Raw genomic sequence first — 14,336 nt, 5'->3', positions numbered from 1 at the left:
GCGGAGCGCACCGAAAGTCCCCACGCTCGTTGTCACCGCCGCTGGCGTGGGGAGTTTCGGTGTGGTGTGCGCCTCAGGTGCACGTGGGTGGGGGCTTCACCGCGTACCGGACAGGTGTTTGGCGGCCTCGCGGATCGACAACGGTGACAGGATCGCGGCCTGGGCGGTGAGGTAGTCCCGGACCGCGCCGGGGTTGGTGCGCGCGTAGTGGCGCAGCGCCCAGCCGATCGCCTTGCGGATGAAGAAGTCCTGGTGGCCGGCCTGCCGAGTGCAGTAGGCGAAGAGCCGCGCGGCGTCGGTCGCCGGGCCGTAGTGGAGCTGGTGCAGGATCGCCGTGCGGATCAGCCAGCGGTCGGCGGCGGTGGACCAGTCGTCCATCCGGCTGAGCAGCGCGGGGTGCCGGCGGACCAGGCCGCCGACGACGTGGGTGGCGAGCGGGTCGACCGTGTCCCACCACGATCTGGTGGTGATCAACTCTTCCAGGACGCCGAGGAAGGCGGGGCCGGGCACGTCGAGGTGGGCGGTCAGGTAGTCGCAGGCGAACTGCTGGAACTCGCGCTCGTCGCGCGCCCAGCAGCGGCGGGCGACCTCGGCCAGCTCGGGCTCGGTCGGTGTGGGCAGGCCGGCCAGGGCGGTGCGGGCCCGGGACCGCCGGGCCGGCGCGGGCAGGCCGAGGAACGGGAACTGGTTGCGCATGTAGGCCGCCATGGCCGGGGCGCGCACCGGATCGCGGCCGGCCTCGAACCCGGCGACCAGCCGGTCCATCAGCGTCTCGGGCAGCGTGGGCACGACTCGGATCCTGCCACCGTAGTCTGACAAGAATGGGTGAACGTCCGGCCGCCGGTGGCGGGAAATGGGTGGATGTCGCGCCGGAGCGGCTGCCGCGCTGGCTGGAGAATTTCGCTGCCCGGCACGGGGCCTACGCCGAACACGGGCTGACCCTGACCGCCGCGGACGGCGCGGAGGCGACGCTGCACGAGCCGCCCGGCGCCGGGCCGGTGACCACGGTGGCCGAGCTGCTCGCCGCGGCGCTGACCCCGCGGCGGCTCGGGTTGCTGCTGGCCCGCAAGGGCGCGGTCGCGGTCGGCATCGCGGACGGCACGAAGCTGATCACGTCCAAGGTGGACACGCACTATGTGCAAGGACGGACAGCGGCCGGTGGCTGGTCGCAGCAGCGCTTCGCGCGGCGCCGGGACAACCAGGCCAAGGCGGCCGCCGCGGACGGCGCCGGGATCGTGGGCCGGATCCTGCTCCCGGACGTGCGGTCGCTGGCCGCGGTCGTGACCGGCGGCGACCGGACGGCGGTCGACGCGGTCCTGGCCGATCGGGTCCTCGCGCCGGTGGTGGCGCTGAGGTCCGAGCGGTGGCTCGACGTGCCCGAGCCGCGGCATGTGGTGTTGGTCTCAGCGGTGGCGATGGCCCGCGCGATCCCGATCCTGATCCGGGAGCCCTGACCCGGCCGGCCACGGACATGGATCCGGCCGCCGTCCCTCGCCAGGTGCGGGTCGGCGGCCGGATGTCTGCGGGGCGGCGGTCAGTCGCCCGCTTTTACCGCGCCCGATGCGAACGTGTCGCACTTCGCCGGGTCGCCCGAGTCGTACCCGGTGCGGAACCACTTCTGCCGGTCCGCGGACGTGCCGTGGGTGAACTCGGCGGGGTTGATACTGCCACCGCCACGTTGCTGGAGGGTGTCGTCGCCGATCTGGCCGGCGGTCTGGATCCCCTCCTGGATGTCGGCGTCGGTGAGGCTCTTGAAGAGCTTCTCACCCTTGCTGTCCGCGACACCGGTCGCGCCCTTGGCCCAGGCGCCGGCGTAGCAGTCGGCCTGCAGCTCCAGTTTCACCGATTGCAGGTTCGCCTGGTCCGGATTCGCCTCCTGCTCCTGGCGCATCTTCGCCTCGGTGCCGAGCAGGTCCTGCACGTGGTGACCGTACTCGTGCGCGAGCACGTACGGCTGCGCGAACTCGCCCGGCGCGCCGAGCTCCTTCGCCAGCTGCTGGTAGAAGGTCAGGTCGATGTAGACCTTGTTGTCGGCGGGGCAGTAGAACGGCCCGACGCCGGAGTCGGCGGCGCCGCACCCGGTGCTGACCTGCTGCGAGAAGATCTTGGTGGGGGCCTTCTCGTACTGCTTGTTGAACGCCTTGGGCAGCTCCGCGGCCCAGTACGCCTGGATCGAGTTGATGTAGAGCACGTTGCGGCAGTCCAGCAGCTTGGTGGCGTTCGCCGCCTGCTGGTTGCTGCCGTCCGATGCCTTGCATTCCTTGTTGATGGTGGTGTTGTCGGCGGTCGACGAGCCGCCGCTGCTGCTGCCACCCAGGTTGTTGATGCCGAAATAGCCACCGACCAGCGCCAGCAGGACCGTGACGATGATCCCGGTCAGACCTCCACCACCGATCGGCAAGCCACCGATGCCACCGCCTCCGCCGCCCGAGCCACGGGCGTCCTCGACCTGACTGGTGTCGATCTCGGCCTTGTCATTGAGTTCCATGCCGTCCTCACTTCGCCACGGACTTCGCCACGGTCGCACCGCGTGTACCCGATGATCTTGCTGCCTAATCGAGTGGGAGGTCGCAGCGCCTCCCGGGTAGTATGGCCGCGTGCTGCTCTGCGAAGGCTGACCTGCCCAGCGCCGACCGTCCATCGGGATGGCCGGCGTCTTTCTGCGCCCTGAGTCAGCCCGATCCCCGAGAGCGAGAAACTTAATGATCACCGCCACCGGACTAGAACTCCGCGCCGGTTCGCGCATCCTGATCTCCCCGACCACCCTGCGGGTGCAGCCCGGCGACCGGATCGGCCTGGTCGGCCGCAACGGCGCCGGCAAGACCACCACGCTGAAGGTGCTGGCCGGCGAGGGCTCCCCGTACGCGGGTCAGGTCGAGCGGACCAGTGAGATCGGTTACCTCCCGCAGGACCCGCGCACCGGCGACCTGAACGTGACCGGCCGGGACCGGGTGCTGTCCGCCCGCGGCCTGGACACCATCCTGGTCGAGATGCAGAAGCTCGAGGTGCAACTCGAGGAGAGCGCCGACGACAAGCTGATCCGGCGCTACGGCGTGCTGGAGGACCAGTTCTCCGCCCTGGGCGGGTACGGCGCCGAGGCCGAGGCCGCCCGCATCTGCGCGAACCTGGGACTGCCCGACCGCGCCCTGGCACAGACCATCGGCACCCTGTCCGGCGGTCAGCGCCGCCGGATCGAGCTGGCCCGCATCCTGTTCGCCAACTCCGGGCAGAACGGCAAGGGCATCCTGCTGCTCGACGAGCCCACCAACCACCTGGACCAGGACTCGATCTCCTGGCTGCGCGGCTACATGGCGCAGCACAAGGGCGGCCTGATCGTGATCAGTCACGACGTCGAGCTGCTCGACGCCGCGGTCAACAAGGTCTGGTATCTGGACGCCAACCGCTCGGTCGTCGACATGTACAACATGGGCTGGAAGACGTATCTCGAGGCCCGGGAGACCGACGAGCGCCGCCGCCGCCGGGAGCGGGCCAACGCGGAGAAGAAGGCCGGTGCCCTGATGGCGCAGGCCGACAAGATGCGCGCCAAGGCCACCAAGACGGTCGCCGCGCAGAACATGGCCCGCCGCGCCGAGAAGCTGCTCGGTGGCCTGGAGGAGACCCGTACGTCGGACAAGGTGGCGAAGGTCCGCTTCCCCAGCCCGGCGCCCTGTGGCAAGACGCCGCTGACCGGGCACGGCCTGTCGAAGTCGTACGGATCTCTGGAGATCTTCGCGGACGTCGACGTGGCGGTCGACCGCGGTTCCCGGGTCGCCATCCTGGGCCTGAACGGCGCCGGCAAGACCACCCTGCTGCGCATCCTCGGCGGCATGCTGAAGTCGGACACCGGTGAGGTGCGCGCGGGCCACGGCCTGCGCCTCGGCTACTACGCCCAGGAGCACGAGACCCTGGACGTGGACCGTTCGATCCTCGACCACATGCGCAGCGCCGGCTCGGAGCAGACCGACACCGAGCTGCGGAAGATCCTGGGCGCGTTCCTGTTCTCCGGCGACGACGTCGACAAGCCGGCCGGTGTGCTCTCCGGTGGCGAGAAGACCCGGCTGGCCCTGGCCACCCTGGTCTGTTCGGGCGCCAACGTGCTGCTGCTGGACGAGCCGACGAACAACCTCGACCCGGTCAGCCGCGAGCAGGTGCTGGACGCGATCGCCAACTACCCGGGCGCCATCGTGCTGGTCACCCACGACGCCGGCTGTGTGCAGGCGCTGAAGCCGGACCGGGCGATCCTGCTGCCGGACGGCGACGAGGACGCGTGGAGCGACGACCTGCTGGAGCTCGTCGAACTCGCCTGATCTCCGATCCGGCCCCGGACCGGGGCCGGATCGACGGCTGCTGGACGCCGGGGCCACCGCCTCGGCGGGCCCGGCTGGAGATCCAGGATCAACGGCATCGTCAGTTGTCAACAGGTGCCCACACAGACAGTGCGATGTTCGGGCGTTTGCGGGCAGGTCGGACTTGCTCCCGTACGCGCCGCGCGTCCCGTGGCGTCCCGTCACCGCCTCCGAGGGGTCTTCCGGAGCGGTCTCGTACCGGCCCGCCTCGATCGAGTGTTTCTGCAGGTGATCGATGGTCTTGATGAGCCTGCTGGTACACCGGTGACAGGCCGGAAATGTCGGCCCATGCGCGGGGTGCTAACGGTCTGACATTGATGCGCGTGGTAACCGTCAAGTTCCTGACAGTAATAAAAGGGCACGTTCCTCAGCGCTAGATGCCTGGCGCATGATCGTTGGAGGCGGTGTAATAGGTGGGACCGTATCTGACCGCACTGTCTGCGACGTGAGGATTCAAGATGGCAGCCACTGGCACAGCTACCAGTACTGAGAAGGGTCGTCGAATCGTCGGTAGCGAGCGGCAGTCGCTCGCCAAGGACCTGGTCAAGCGTTACACCTCGGGTGAGAGCATCCGGGCGCTTGCCGCTTCCACCGGCCGTTCCTACGGATTCGTGCACCGGGTGCTCACCGAGTCCGGTGTGCAGTTGCGTCAGCGTGGCGGCGCTCGCCGCCGCAAGAAGGCGTGACGGCCGCCGAAGCCGGGCCGGCTAACGCATTATCCACCGATGAGGTAGGCGTTCGCTTTGAGCAGGCCGGGCCGGTCGCAACGGTCTCGTTGTGCCGGCCCGACGTTCTCAATGCACAGACTCCGTCCATGTGGGCGGAGCTCGCCAACATTTCCCGGAAATTGACCGGCGACGTCCGCGTCGTCATTGTCCGAGCCGAAGGCCGTGCGTTTTCCGCGGGCCTGGATCTGCAAGTCGCCCGCAGCGACGGCGATTCTTCACTGGCTCGTCTGGCACAGTTGTCTGCCGCCGACTGTGCCGATCGGATTGCCGCCTTCCAGTCCGCGTTCACCTGGTTGCGCAGTCCGTCCATCGTGTCCATCGCGGCAGTGCAGGGTCACGCCATCGGCGCGGGTTTCCAGCTCGCGTTGAACTGCGACATGCGCGTGCTCGCCGACGACGCGCGGTTCTCGATGGCCGAGGTCACCCTCGGACTGGTGCCCGATCTGGGCGGGACGAAACGGCTCACCGAGCTGGTCGGCCCGTCCCGGGCGCTGGAGATCTGCGTCACCGGCCGGCGGATCCCGGCTGACGAGGCGGACCGGATAGGTCTCGCCACCGCGGTGGTGCCGCGAGCCGAACTGGACGCGGCGGTCGCCGACCTGGCCGCCGCCGTCCTGTCCGGCGACGCGGGTGCGGTGGCCGAGACAAAAGCCCTGCTGACCGGCGCACCGCGCCGGTCGTACGCGGAGCAGGACCGGGCCGAGCGGGAAGCACAGACCCGCCGGCTGGCCGAGCTGCTCGGCTCCGGGGAGTAAGGACCGCCTCGGAATAGCGGCCTCACCTCCCGGGTTGTCGTACCCACGTGGTGGACTTCCCGGGAGGTGACGGATGAGTATGTCGAGCTGGAACATGTTGCGCTCGATCCAGAGTGCCGACCGGGTCGCGGCCCACCAGGTCACGCCCGGCACGACGCGGCGGATCCTGAAGTTCGCCGAGCCGTACCGGCGGGACATCACGGTGTTCCTGCTCGCGGTGGTCTTCGACGCGGGCATCGGGGTGGCCACACCGCTGCTGGCCGGCGACGTGATCAACACGATCACCGGCGGTGGCTCCGGCGCGGCCGCCACCGTGGTGCGGATCGCGCTGCTGATCGCCGGGCTGGCCGTGGCCGACGCGTTGCTCTCGCTGGTCCAGCGGTGGTATTCGGCGCGCATCGGCGAGGGCATCATCCTCAGCCTGCGCACCCGGGTCTATGACCACGTGCAGCGCATGCCGTTGCAGTTCTTCACCCGGACACAGACCGGCGCCCTGGTCAGCCGGCTCAACAACGACGTGGTCGGCGCGCAGCGGGCGTTCACCTCGACCCTGTCCGGCGTGCTCAGCAACGTCATCCAGCTGGTGCTCACCGCGGTGGTGATGTTCAGCCTGTCCTGGCCGATCACCGTGCTGTCGCTGGCGCTGCTGCCGCTGTTCATCATCCCGGCGCGCCGGGTCGGCAAACGGCTCGCCGAGATCACCCGGGAGTCGTACGACCTGGACGCGAAGATGAACGCGACGATGACCGAGCGGTTCAACGTCTCCGGCGCGCTGCTGGTCAAGCTGTTCGGCCGGCCCGACGCGGAGGCCGCCAAGTTCGGTGAGCGTGCCGAGCGGGTCCGCGACATCGGTGTCCAGCAGGCGATGTTCTCCCGCACGTTCTTCGTCGCGATGTTGCTGGTCGCTTCGCTGGCGCAGGCGCTGACGTACGGCCTCGGCGGCTGGCTCGCGGTCCGCGGCGAGGTCTCGGCCGGCACCGTCGTCACCCTGGCCCTGCTGCTCACCCGGCTGTACGGTCCGCTCACCGCGCTCAGCAACGTCCGGGTCGACGTGATGAGCGCGCTGGTCTCGTTCGACCGGGTCTTCGAGGTGCTCGACCTGGCGCCGGGCATCGCCGAGAAACCGGACGCGGTCACCATCCCGGCCGGCGCCGGCCGGATCGAGTTCCGCGACGTGCGCTTCCGCTATCCGAGCGCCGCCGAGGTGTCGCTGGCCACCCTGGAGGACGTGGCGACCTTGGACCGCACGGAGAACGCGCCGGTCCTGCACGGCGTCGACTTCGCCGTCGAGCCGGGGCAGCTGGTCGCGCTGGTCGGCCCGTCCGGCGCCGGCAAGTCCACCACCTCGATGCTGGTCTCCCGGGTCTACGACGTCACCGGCGGCGCGGTCCTGGTCGGCGGCGTCGACGTGCGCGACGCGACACTCGACTCGCTGCGCGACACGGTCGGCGTGGTCACCCAGGACTCGCACCTGTTCCACGAGACGATCGCGGAGAACCTGCGGTATGCCCGGCCCGGCGCCACCGACGAGCAGATGTGGGCCGCTCTGGAGGGCGCCCAGGTCGGCGACCTGGTCCGGGCCCTGCCCGACGGCCTGGACACCGTGGTGGGCGAGCGGGGGTACCGTTTCTCCGGCGGCGAGAAACAGCGCATCGCGATCGCCCGGCTGCTGCTCAAACAACCGTCCATCGTGATCCTCGACGAGGCCACCGCGCACCTGGACAGCGAGTCCGAGGCGGCCGTGCAGCGGGCGCTGAGCACCGCGTTGCGCGGCCGGACGGCGCTGGTCATCGCGCACCGGCTCTCCACCATCCGGCAGGCCGACCTGATCGTGGTGCTCGACCGCGGCCGGGTCGTCGAACGCGGCACCCACGACGCGCTGGTCACCGCGGGCGGGCTCTACGCCGACCTCTACCGCACCCAGTTCGCCCAGGCCTCCCCGGCCGCGACCGGCGTCGACGACGAGGTCGAGATCCTGACCGTCCCGGCGCACGGCGTCGAGCCGTGATTCCTAACCGGACGCCGTCCGCAGGTCGCTGAACTCGCGGATCAGGTCCGGGAGCTGGTAGTGCGCGTTCAGCCCGCTCGGGTTGGGCAGCACCCAGACCGGCACGCCGCCGACGGTGTCCGTCTGCCGGCCGACCTTCGCCTTCGGCCGGGCGAACGCCGCACGATAGGCGGTCACCCCGAGCACGGCCAGGAACCGCGGCCGGTAGCGCCCGGCCAGCGCGGCCAGGATCGCACCGCCGGTGACCAGTTCGTCCGGGGTGAGTTCGTCGGCCCGTGCGGACGCCCGCGCCACGACGTTGGTGATCCCGAGACCGAGGGCGGGCAGCAGGTGCTGCTCCGACGGGTGCAGCAGCCGGTCGGTGAACCCCGCGCCGTGCAGCGTCGGCCAGAACCGGTTGCCCGGGCGGGCGAAGTGATGGCCGGTCGCCGCCGAGTACAGGCTCGGGTTGATCCCGGAGAACAGCACCCGCAGATCCGGCCCGACCAGGTCCGGGATGGTGCGATCGCCGGCCGCCGCGACCTCCGCGGCCGACGGCCGGGCCTTCTCCGTTACGACGGCGGCCACCGGGCGCCGCGTCACAGCGCGCGCATGGTGCCGCCGTCGATCGGGATCACGCACCCGGTCACGTACCCCGCCGCCGGGGACAGCAGGAACGCCGCGACCCGGCCGAACTCCGTGGGCTCGCCGATCCGGCGCACCGGGATCGCGTCGGCGGCCTCGGCGGCGGCCGTGGCCGGGTCGCCGGTGCCGCGGAACAGCTCCCGGTTCCGGTCGGTCATGAACCGTCCGGGCAGCAGGCCCAGCACCCGGATGCCGCGCGGACCGTACTCGTCGGCCATGTCCTTGGCCACCATCGCCAGGCCGGGCCGGAACCCGTTGGACAGGCCGAGCCCGGTCAGCGGGTTCTTCACCGACGTGGAGAGCACCAGGCCGATCGCACCGCCCTCGGGCAGCGCCGCCGCGAACGTGCGGGCCGCCCGGACCGAGCCGAGGAACACCGTCTCGAACGCATACCGCCACTGGTCGTCGCTCATGCTGGCGGCGGTGCCCGGCGTGGGCCCGCCCACCGAGATCAGCGCGCCGTCCAGCCGCCCGAACCGTTCCGAGGCGACGTCCACCAGCTCACGCGGGGTGCCCGGGTCGGCGAGGTCGGCGGCCACCCCGACGGCGTGGCTCGCGCCGCCCAGCCCGGCGACCGCGTCGGCGACCTTGTCCGGGTCGCGTGACGAGATCACCACCCGGGCGCCGTCGGCGACGAGCGCCTGCGCGGTGGCGAAACCCAGCCCGCGCGAGGCGCCGGTGAGGATGAAGACACGGTCGGTCAGCCCCAGATCCATGCGGGTCATCCTCCCAGAGCGGCGGCGGTGTCCGCGTCCGCAGGCAGGAACGCCTCGATCGCGAGTTCGGCCAGGGTCACGTCGCGCGGGGTGCCGAGCACCGAGGTGATGCTGAAGAAGCTCAGACCGTCGTACCGAAGGGGAACAACGAGACCATCGGGCCTGGCGGCGATCTCGCCGCCCGGATAGCCGCCCACCTCCGAGCGCAGCTCGCGGAGCACCGGGTCGGCGGTCGCCGCGGCCTGCCGGTCCAGACGGTGCAGCACGTGCGTGCGCCACTCGGCGAGATTCTCGATCCGCCCGGCCATCCCGTCCGGGTGCAGGGCCAATCTCAGCACGTTGACCGGCGGTTCCAGCAGTTCGGGCGCGCACCCGCGGGTGAGCCGGGCCACCGCGTTGTTGCCGTCCACCATGGTCCAGTGCCGGTCCACCAGCAGCGCCGGATACGGCTCGTGACCGGCCAGAACCTGCCGCAGGCCGGCCAGCAGCACGGCCAGCGGAGGTCCGTCCAGATCGGACTCCGGGTAGGCCGGTGCGAAGCCACCGGCCAGCAGCAGCTCGTTGCGCTGCCGCAGCGGCACGTCCAGCTCCTCGGCCAGCCGCAGGATCATCTCCGGGGTCGGCCGGGACCGGCCGGTCTCCACGAAGGACAGATGGCGGGCCGAGACGCCGGTCCGCGCGGACAGGTCGAGCTGACTCAGGCGCCGCTCGTCGCGCCAGGTCCGCAACAACTGACCCACCGCGCTCATGCCGACCAGGTTAGGCGGATCCGGGCCGCGGCGGCATTACCTCCGGGGTAATCGCCGGGACTACCCCGCGGCGGCAGGCTGGGTCCCGTCAACCACGACGGAAGGACGAGACGATGAGCGACTTCGACGCGATGATCGAGCAGTACCTGGCGATCTGGAACGAGACCGACCCGGCGGCCCGCCGCGCGGCGATCTCCACGCTGTTCGCCGACGAGGTGCGCTATGTCGACCCGCTGGCCGCGGTGCACGGCCCGGACGAGCTGAACGGGCTGATCGGGGCGGTGCAGCAGCAGTTCCCGGGCTTCCTGTTCAGCTCGGGCGGTGCGGTGGACGCGCATCACGAGCAGGCCCGGTTCACCTGGCATCTGGGCCGGCCGGGGGAGGAGCCGCTGGTGATCGGCTTCGACGTGGCCGAGCGGGACGGGTCCGGCCGGATCCGTCAGGTGCTCGGCTTCATCGACAAGGCCCCGGCGGCCTGACCCTGATCTCGGCGGACCGCGTTTCTCCAGGCCGGCGGACCGGGTGCGGTCAGTGGTGGCGGACCGCGTCCTCGACCAGGTCGAGGACGCGGGCCAGGTCGCCCGGCGGGCGGCCGGTGGCCAGATGCAGGACCAGGCCGTCGTAGGCCAGCTCGAGGAACTGGGTCAGCACGTCCACCGGCACGTCCTGGCGCAGCACGCCGGCCTCGCGCTGCCGCTGCAGGCGCTCGTGGGTGGCGTCGGCGATGGCCGCGGACCGCTGCGCCCAGCGCTTGGCGAACGCCGGGTCGGTGCGCAGCCGGTGCGAGACCTCGAGCTGGGTGCCGAGCCAGCCTGCGGTGTCGCCCTCGCGGGCGCTGTCGTCGCTCTCTCCCGGGCCGCCGGTGGCCGAGACCGTGCCGCTGGTGGCCGAGACCGTGCCGCTGGTGGCCGGGGCGCCGGTGCCGCCGGCCAGGGCCAGCAGGTCCCGCATCACCTGGACCAGGCCGTCCCGGGCGACGGTCTCGACCATGGTGGCCGCGTCATCTTCCGCGACGGCGAGGAACAGCGATTCCTTGTCACGAAAATGATGGAAAATCGCACCTCGGGACATGCCCGTGGCTTCCTCGAGGCGGCGGACCGTGGCGCCCTCGTAGCCGAATCGTGCGAAACAGCCCCGCGCCGCCGTGAGGATCTCGTGGCGGCGAGCGTCGAGCTGGTCCTGGCTTACCCTGGGCACCTGCTGATCGTGTCATGTGGCCCCGGGCTCTTGCAATCCGTACGTACGGCTTCGTAAGAGACGGGGTCGCCCGAACGGATGATGCGAATTACGTCAAACGGTCAGCGCTTTGTTAACACTCCTGGACTGTTCGCTTCGGCCGCTGCTCACGTAAAGTGCCCGGGTGCCTCTAGTCTTCCTGGCGTTGGACGACACCCTGCTCGACCGCAGCGGTGCGTTCCGTCTGTGGGCTAAAGGTTTCCTCGACGAGATCGCCGCGCCCCAAGATGATCTTGACTGGCTGGTCGCCGTTGACGCCGACGGCCTGACCTCCCGGTGGGACCTCGCCGACCTGCTCCGGGACCGCTACCAGCTGCGAGTGCCGTCCATCGATCTCGTCGACGAGCTCTACGAGGGCCCGCTCGCCTACGAGCGCCTCGACCCGATGGTCGGCTGCGCGCTGGAGATCGCGGCGGACGCCGGCCTGGTCCCGGTCGTGGTCACCAACGGCGCCGCGGAGAAATCCGAGGGCCGGATCCGTCGCACAGGACTCGACCGTTATGTCGCCGACTGGGTGATCTCCGAACAGGCCGGCGTCAGCAAACCCAACCCGCGGATCTTCGCGCTCGCCGCCCAGCGTGTCCGTATGCGCCTGGCCGGCGCCTGGGTGGTCGGCGACAGCCCGGAGGCCGACATCGGCGGTGCGGCAGCTCTGGGCCTGCCCAGCGTGTGGCTGCACCGGGGCCGGGAGTGGACGGACACCCGGTTCGCACCGACCCGCGTGGTCGGCAATGTCATCCAGGGGATCTCCGCGATCATGGCGACCCGGTAGGGTCCGCTTCCGATCAGGGTCAAACCCAAGATCAAATTCATGATGTCGTGCGTCCGCCGGGGTGCAGATCGTCGCTCCCGCCGGGACCCCTGCGGGCTTTGCTGGCCGCTGCGCGTCCAGAACGCAAACCCCTCCGGGGCGACGTCCGCGTCCGCGCACGGTCACCCCACCCACCCCTCACCCGTCGCAGGAGTGTGTGGAGTTGTGGTGCGGTGCGCGCCGAAAGTCCCCACGCAGCGTGTGAAACAGCGGTGTGTGTGGAGTTGTGGTGCGGACCGCGCCGAAAGTCCCCACGCAGCGCCGTCCCCAGCCGTGCGTGGGGAGTTGTGGCGGGCTCCGGGGCGGGAAGGTTCACGCGGCGTTCCGGGCGGGCGATAAATGGGTTGCGCGGGGTGTGGGGGTGGGGGAGAGTCGGTCGCGCGGCGCAATGTGGGTGCCGTGACCGCACTGTCCGGCTCTGAGGGGTCGGCGTGGAGAGAGAAGGGGGTGGCCCGAAATGGCCGTCTTTGCGATGCCTGTTGTCCCGGCTTCCCCGAACACTTCTTTCTCTGAGGAGAACCTCCAGTGCGTGAGCACGACTCCAACGGCTCGGCGACCATGCGCCGTGGCCGTCGCAAGTTTGACGATGACGACTCTGATTTCCTGAAGCGCGGCCGGCTCGAACCGGCCCTGAAAGAGGATCCCGACCTGCCCGAGGTCGGTGACCGCTGGTCCAGCTGGGACGGTGCGCTGCACGGTCCGGAGCCGCGACCCGACTGGCTGCGTGCGGAACACGGCGCGGTCGACACCGAGCTGGGCATCCTGAAGACCGGCAAGGAAGCGGACGTCTTCCTGGTCCGGCGCTGGCTGCCGGCCACCGGGCAGAGCAGCATGATCGCCGCCAAGCGGTACCGGGACGGCGAGCACCGGATGTTCCACCGGGACGCCGGCTATCTCGAGGGTCGCCGGGTGCGCCGGTCCCGGGAGATGCGCGCGATGACCAACCGCACCGCGTTCGGCAAGGAACTCATCGCCGGGCAGTGGGCGGCGGCCGAGTTCGACGCGCTCGGCCGGCTGTGGGAGATCGGCCAGGAGAGCGGGCTGGTCTGCGTGCCGTATCCGGTGCAGCTGATCGGCACCGAGGTGATGCTGGAGTTCATCGGCGACTGGGAGACCGGTGAGGCCGCGCCGCGGCTGGCGCAGATCCGGTCCGGCGCTGCCGAACTCGAGGACCTGTGGCGGCAGATGGTCGACGCGCTGTCGGTGCTGGCCCGGGCACAGGTGGCGCACGGTGACCTGTCGCCCTACAACACGCTGGTCCATCAGGGCCGGCTGATTCTGATCGACCTGCCGCAGATCGTGGACGTGGTCGCGAACCCGCGCGGGGCTGAGTTCATCGCCCGGGACGTGACCAACGTGGCGAACTGGTTCCGGGCCCGCGGACTGCCGGTCGACTCCGACGAGTTGACCGACCGCCTGCTGTTCGAGGCGGGCCTGCGCTGAGCGCCGCGCGCCGTACCGGCCGGCGGCGGCCGCTCCTCCCCGGAGCGTCCCCGCTGACCGGGTGCCGCCGGCCCACCGGCCGCCCGCACCGCCCGTCCGTGGAGCGGCGGCGATGAGCCGGGCCCCGATCCGGCGGCCGCGGCACCGGGCCCGGGGCAGCCCGGAGTGAGCGGCCGCCGGCCGGCGGCGGCCGCTGACGGTCACTGGATGTAGTTCTCCACCTCGCTGACGCTGTGCGCCTTCTCGACCTCCGGGTCGTTGCCGACCTCGCGGGCCGCGCGGCGCCGGCGCAGCAGGTCCCAGCACTGGTCCAGGGCCTCTTCGAGGTCCTTGAGCCGCTCGTGCTCCTCGGTGGAGGAGATCTTGCCCTGGCTCAGCTGCTGCCGCAGCTCGTGCTCTTCCTCGACCAGGCCGTTGATCCGGGTCAGCACACTCTTGTCATCCATTCCCGAAGCCTATGCACCACGCCCGCGCCTCCGGGACTCCCCCTCACGTGTCCGATGTCGCACTACGGCCGCGGTCAGTCCTGACCGACTTTCCAACCCCGCTTCGGTACGACCTACCCCTCCCACAACCGCAACGGCCACGTCCCGTGGCTGAACGCGAGGCAGCCGGCCCGCCCGGACCGCGACGCCGCATCCGGGCTGGAGCGTCCCCTCCCGCCCGCGGTCCCGAGCGCACCCAAAGCTCAAGCACCCAGCCACCCACCCACAGTCCCGTGGTGCGCAGCGCACCGAAAGTCCCCACGTTGCGGTGTTTCCAGCGTTGTGTGTGGAGTTGTGGTGCGGTGCGCACCGAAAGTCCCCACGCTGCGGCGTTGCCGGCGTTGTGTGTGAAGTTGGGGTGCGGAGCGCGCCGAAAGTCCCCACACAGAGCCCGCCCTCCCTGGGGGCTCCCCCTTTGACAGTGTGGCGGGGAGG

At 70.7% G+C, this 14,336-nt stretch carries 15 protein-coding genes; 8 read left to right on the top strand and 7 right to left on the bottom strand.

Annotation, left to right across the window (positions count from 1 at the left end):
* Window positions 1–96: 96 nt before the first annotated feature.
* The gene (locus ADL15_RS41565) at window positions 97–789 is read right to left on the bottom strand and encodes a DNA alkylation repair protein (RefSeq protein ID WP_232344882.1); all 693 of its coding nucleotides are present in this window, start codon (window positions 787–789) and stop codon (window positions 97–99) included.
* A 32-nt stretch (window positions 790–821) separates the two neighbouring features.
* On the opposite strand from ADL15_RS41565, the gene ADL15_RS41560 reads away from it, so the two are divergent.
* Entirely contained in the window at window positions 822–1,454 is a 633-nt protein-coding gene (locus ADL15_RS41560; RefSeq protein ID WP_067704121.1) for an acVLRF1 family peptidyl-tRNA hydrolase, read from the top strand.
* A gap of 80 nt (window positions 1,455–1,534) precedes the next feature.
* Here the strand turns inward: ADL15_RS41560 and ypfJ are convergent, their stop codons facing one another.
* The gene (ypfJ, locus tag ADL15_RS41555; protein WP_067704116.1) at window positions 1,535–2,488 is read right to left on the bottom strand and encodes a KPN_02809 family neutral zinc metallopeptidase; all 954 of its coding nucleotides are present in this window, start codon (window positions 2,486–2,488) and stop codon (window positions 1,535–1,537) included.
* A gap of 214 nt (window positions 2,489–2,702) precedes the next feature.
* Between ypfJ and ADL15_RS41550 the strand changes: the two genes are divergently transcribed.
* From ADL15_RS41550 to ADL15_RS41540, 4 genes are all read left to right on the top strand, one after another.
* Window positions 2,703–4,307: an ABC-F family ATP-binding cassette domain-containing protein gene (locus ADL15_RS41550; RefSeq protein ID WP_067704113.1), complete on the top strand. Its 1,605-nt coding sequence runs from the start codon at window positions 2,703–2,705 to the stop codon at window positions 4,305–4,307.
* A 497-nt stretch (window positions 4,308–4,804) separates the two neighbouring features.
* Window positions 4,805–5,032: a helix-turn-helix domain-containing protein gene (locus ADL15_RS52195; protein WP_014441759.1), complete on the top strand. Its 228-nt coding sequence runs from the start codon at window positions 4,805–4,807 to the stop codon at window positions 5,030–5,032.
* Entirely contained in the window at window positions 5,029–5,829 is an 801-nt protein-coding gene (locus ADL15_RS41545) for an enoyl-CoA hydratase/isomerase family protein (protein ID WP_067704110.1), read from the top strand. The genes ADL15_RS52195 and ADL15_RS41545 overlap by 4 nt, the downstream gene beginning before the upstream one ends.
* 73 nt (window positions 5,830–5,902) lie before the next feature.
* Window positions 5,903–7,837: an ABC transporter ATP-binding protein gene (locus tag ADL15_RS41540; protein ID WP_067704107.1), complete on the top strand. Its 1,935-nt coding sequence runs from the start codon at window positions 5,903–5,905 to the stop codon at window positions 7,835–7,837.
* A gap of 3 nt (window positions 7,838–7,840) precedes the next feature.
* Here ADL15_RS41540 and mug read toward each other — a convergent pair whose 3' ends face one another.
* The 3 genes from mug to ADL15_RS41525 are packed head-to-tail and all read right to left on the bottom strand — an operon-like array spanning window position 7,841 to window position 9,926.
* Window positions 7,841–8,419: a G/U mismatch-specific DNA glycosylase gene (gene mug, locus ADL15_RS41535; RefSeq protein ID WP_232344881.1), complete on the bottom strand. Its 579-nt coding sequence runs from the start codon at window positions 8,417–8,419 to the stop codon at window positions 7,841–7,843.
* Entirely contained in the window at window positions 8,416–9,177 is a 762-nt protein-coding gene (locus ADL15_RS41530; protein WP_067704104.1) for an SDR family oxidoreductase, read from the bottom strand. Before ADL15_RS41530 ends, mug begins: the two co-directional genes overlap by 4 nt.
* A 5-nt stretch (window positions 9,178–9,182) precedes the next feature.
* Complete coding sequence (locus tag ADL15_RS41525; protein ID WP_067704100.1) at window positions 9,183–9,926, bottom strand: helix-turn-helix domain-containing protein; 744 nt, start codon at window positions 9,924–9,926, stop codon at window positions 9,183–9,185.
* Between the two features lie 113 nt (window positions 9,927–10,039).
* On the opposite strand from ADL15_RS41525, the gene ADL15_RS41520 reads away from it, so the two are divergent.
* Window positions 10,040–10,405: a nuclear transport factor 2 family protein gene (locus ADL15_RS41520; protein ID WP_067704097.1), complete on the top strand. Its 366-nt coding sequence runs from the start codon at window positions 10,040–10,042 to the stop codon at window positions 10,403–10,405.
* 49 nt (window positions 10,406–10,454) lie between these two features.
* Here the strand turns inward: ADL15_RS41520 and ADL15_RS41515 are convergent, their stop codons facing one another.
* Window positions 10,455–11,123 carry a helix-turn-helix domain-containing protein gene (locus tag ADL15_RS41515; protein WP_067704092.1) on the bottom strand — a complete coding sequence of 223 codons (669 nt, stop codon included), beginning with the start codon at window positions 11,121–11,123 and terminating at the stop codon, window positions 10,455–10,457.
* Window positions 11,124–11,286: 163 nt separating this feature from the next.
* Here ADL15_RS41515 and ADL15_RS41510 point away from each other — a divergent pair, with 163 nt between their 5' ends.
* Together ADL15_RS41510 and ADL15_RS41505 are read left to right on the top strand one after the other, a co-directional pair.
* Window positions 11,287–11,934 (top strand): HAD family hydrolase, encoded by a 648-nt coding sequence (locus ADL15_RS41510; RefSeq protein WP_067704089.1) that lies wholly within the window; start codon window positions 11,287–11,289, stop codon window positions 11,932–11,934.
* A 564-nt stretch (window positions 11,935–12,498) separates the two neighbouring features.
* The gene (locus ADL15_RS41505) at window positions 12,499–13,416 is read left to right on the top strand and encodes a serine protein kinase RIO (protein ID WP_394326983.1); all 918 of its coding nucleotides are present in this window, start codon (window positions 12,499–12,501) and stop codon (window positions 13,414–13,416) included.
* 200 nt (window positions 13,417–13,616) lie between these two features.
* On the opposite strand, the gene ADL15_RS41500 is transcribed toward ADL15_RS41505, so the two are convergent.
* Window positions 13,617–13,862, bottom strand: coding sequence for a DUF2630 family protein (locus tag ADL15_RS41500; protein ID WP_067704086.1), 246 nt, complete (start codon window positions 13,860–13,862; stop codon window positions 13,617–13,619).
* Between the last annotated feature and the right edge of the window lie 474 nt (window positions 13,863–14,336).

This window comes from Actinoplanes awajinensis subsp. mycoplanecinus, from assembly GCF_001509495.1.
In the GTDB taxonomy this organism is placed as follows: Bacteria; Actinomycetota; Actinomycetes; order Mycobacteriales; family Micromonosporaceae; genus Actinoplanes; species Actinoplanes palleronii.
Note: the sequence above shows the minus strand (reverse complement) of the source record. Positions and strands in the feature narration are given on the sequence as shown.

Bases quoted from the DNA above. Each gene is read 5' to 3' on its own strand.
- ADL15_RS41560 (WP_067704121.1), top strand. From the start codon at position 822: ATGGGTGAACGTCCGGCCGCCGGTGGCGGGAAATGGGTGGATGTCGCG.
- ypfJ (WP_067704116.1), bottom strand. From the start codon at position 2,488: ATGGAACTCAATGACAAGGCCGAGATCGACACCAGTCAGGTCGAGGAC.
- ADL15_RS41550 (WP_067704113.1), top strand. From the start codon at position 2,703: ATGATCACCGCCACCGGACTAGAACTCCGCGCCGGTTCGCGCATCCTG.
- ADL15_RS52195 (WP_014441759.1), top strand. From the start codon at position 4,805: ATGGCAGCCACTGGCACAGCTACCAGTACTGAGAAGGGTCGTCGAATC.
- ADL15_RS41540 (WP_067704107.1), top strand. From the start codon at position 5,903: ATGAGTATGTCGAGCTGGAACATGTTGCGCTCGATCCAGAGTGCCGAC.
- ADL15_RS41530 (WP_067704104.1), bottom strand. From the start codon at position 9,177: ATGGATCTGGGGCTGACCGACCGTGTCTTCATCCTCACCGGCGCCTCG.
- ADL15_RS41525 (WP_067704100.1), bottom strand. From the start codon at position 9,926: ATGAGCGCGGTGGGTCAGTTGTTGCGGACCTGGCGCGACGAGCGGCGC.
- ADL15_RS41520 (WP_067704097.1), top strand. From the start codon at position 10,040: ATGAGCGACTTCGACGCGATGATCGAGCAGTACCTGGCGATCTGGAAC.
- ADL15_RS41500 (WP_067704086.1), bottom strand. From the start codon at position 13,862: ATGGATGACAAGAGTGTGCTGACCCGGATCAACGGCCTGGTCGAGGAA.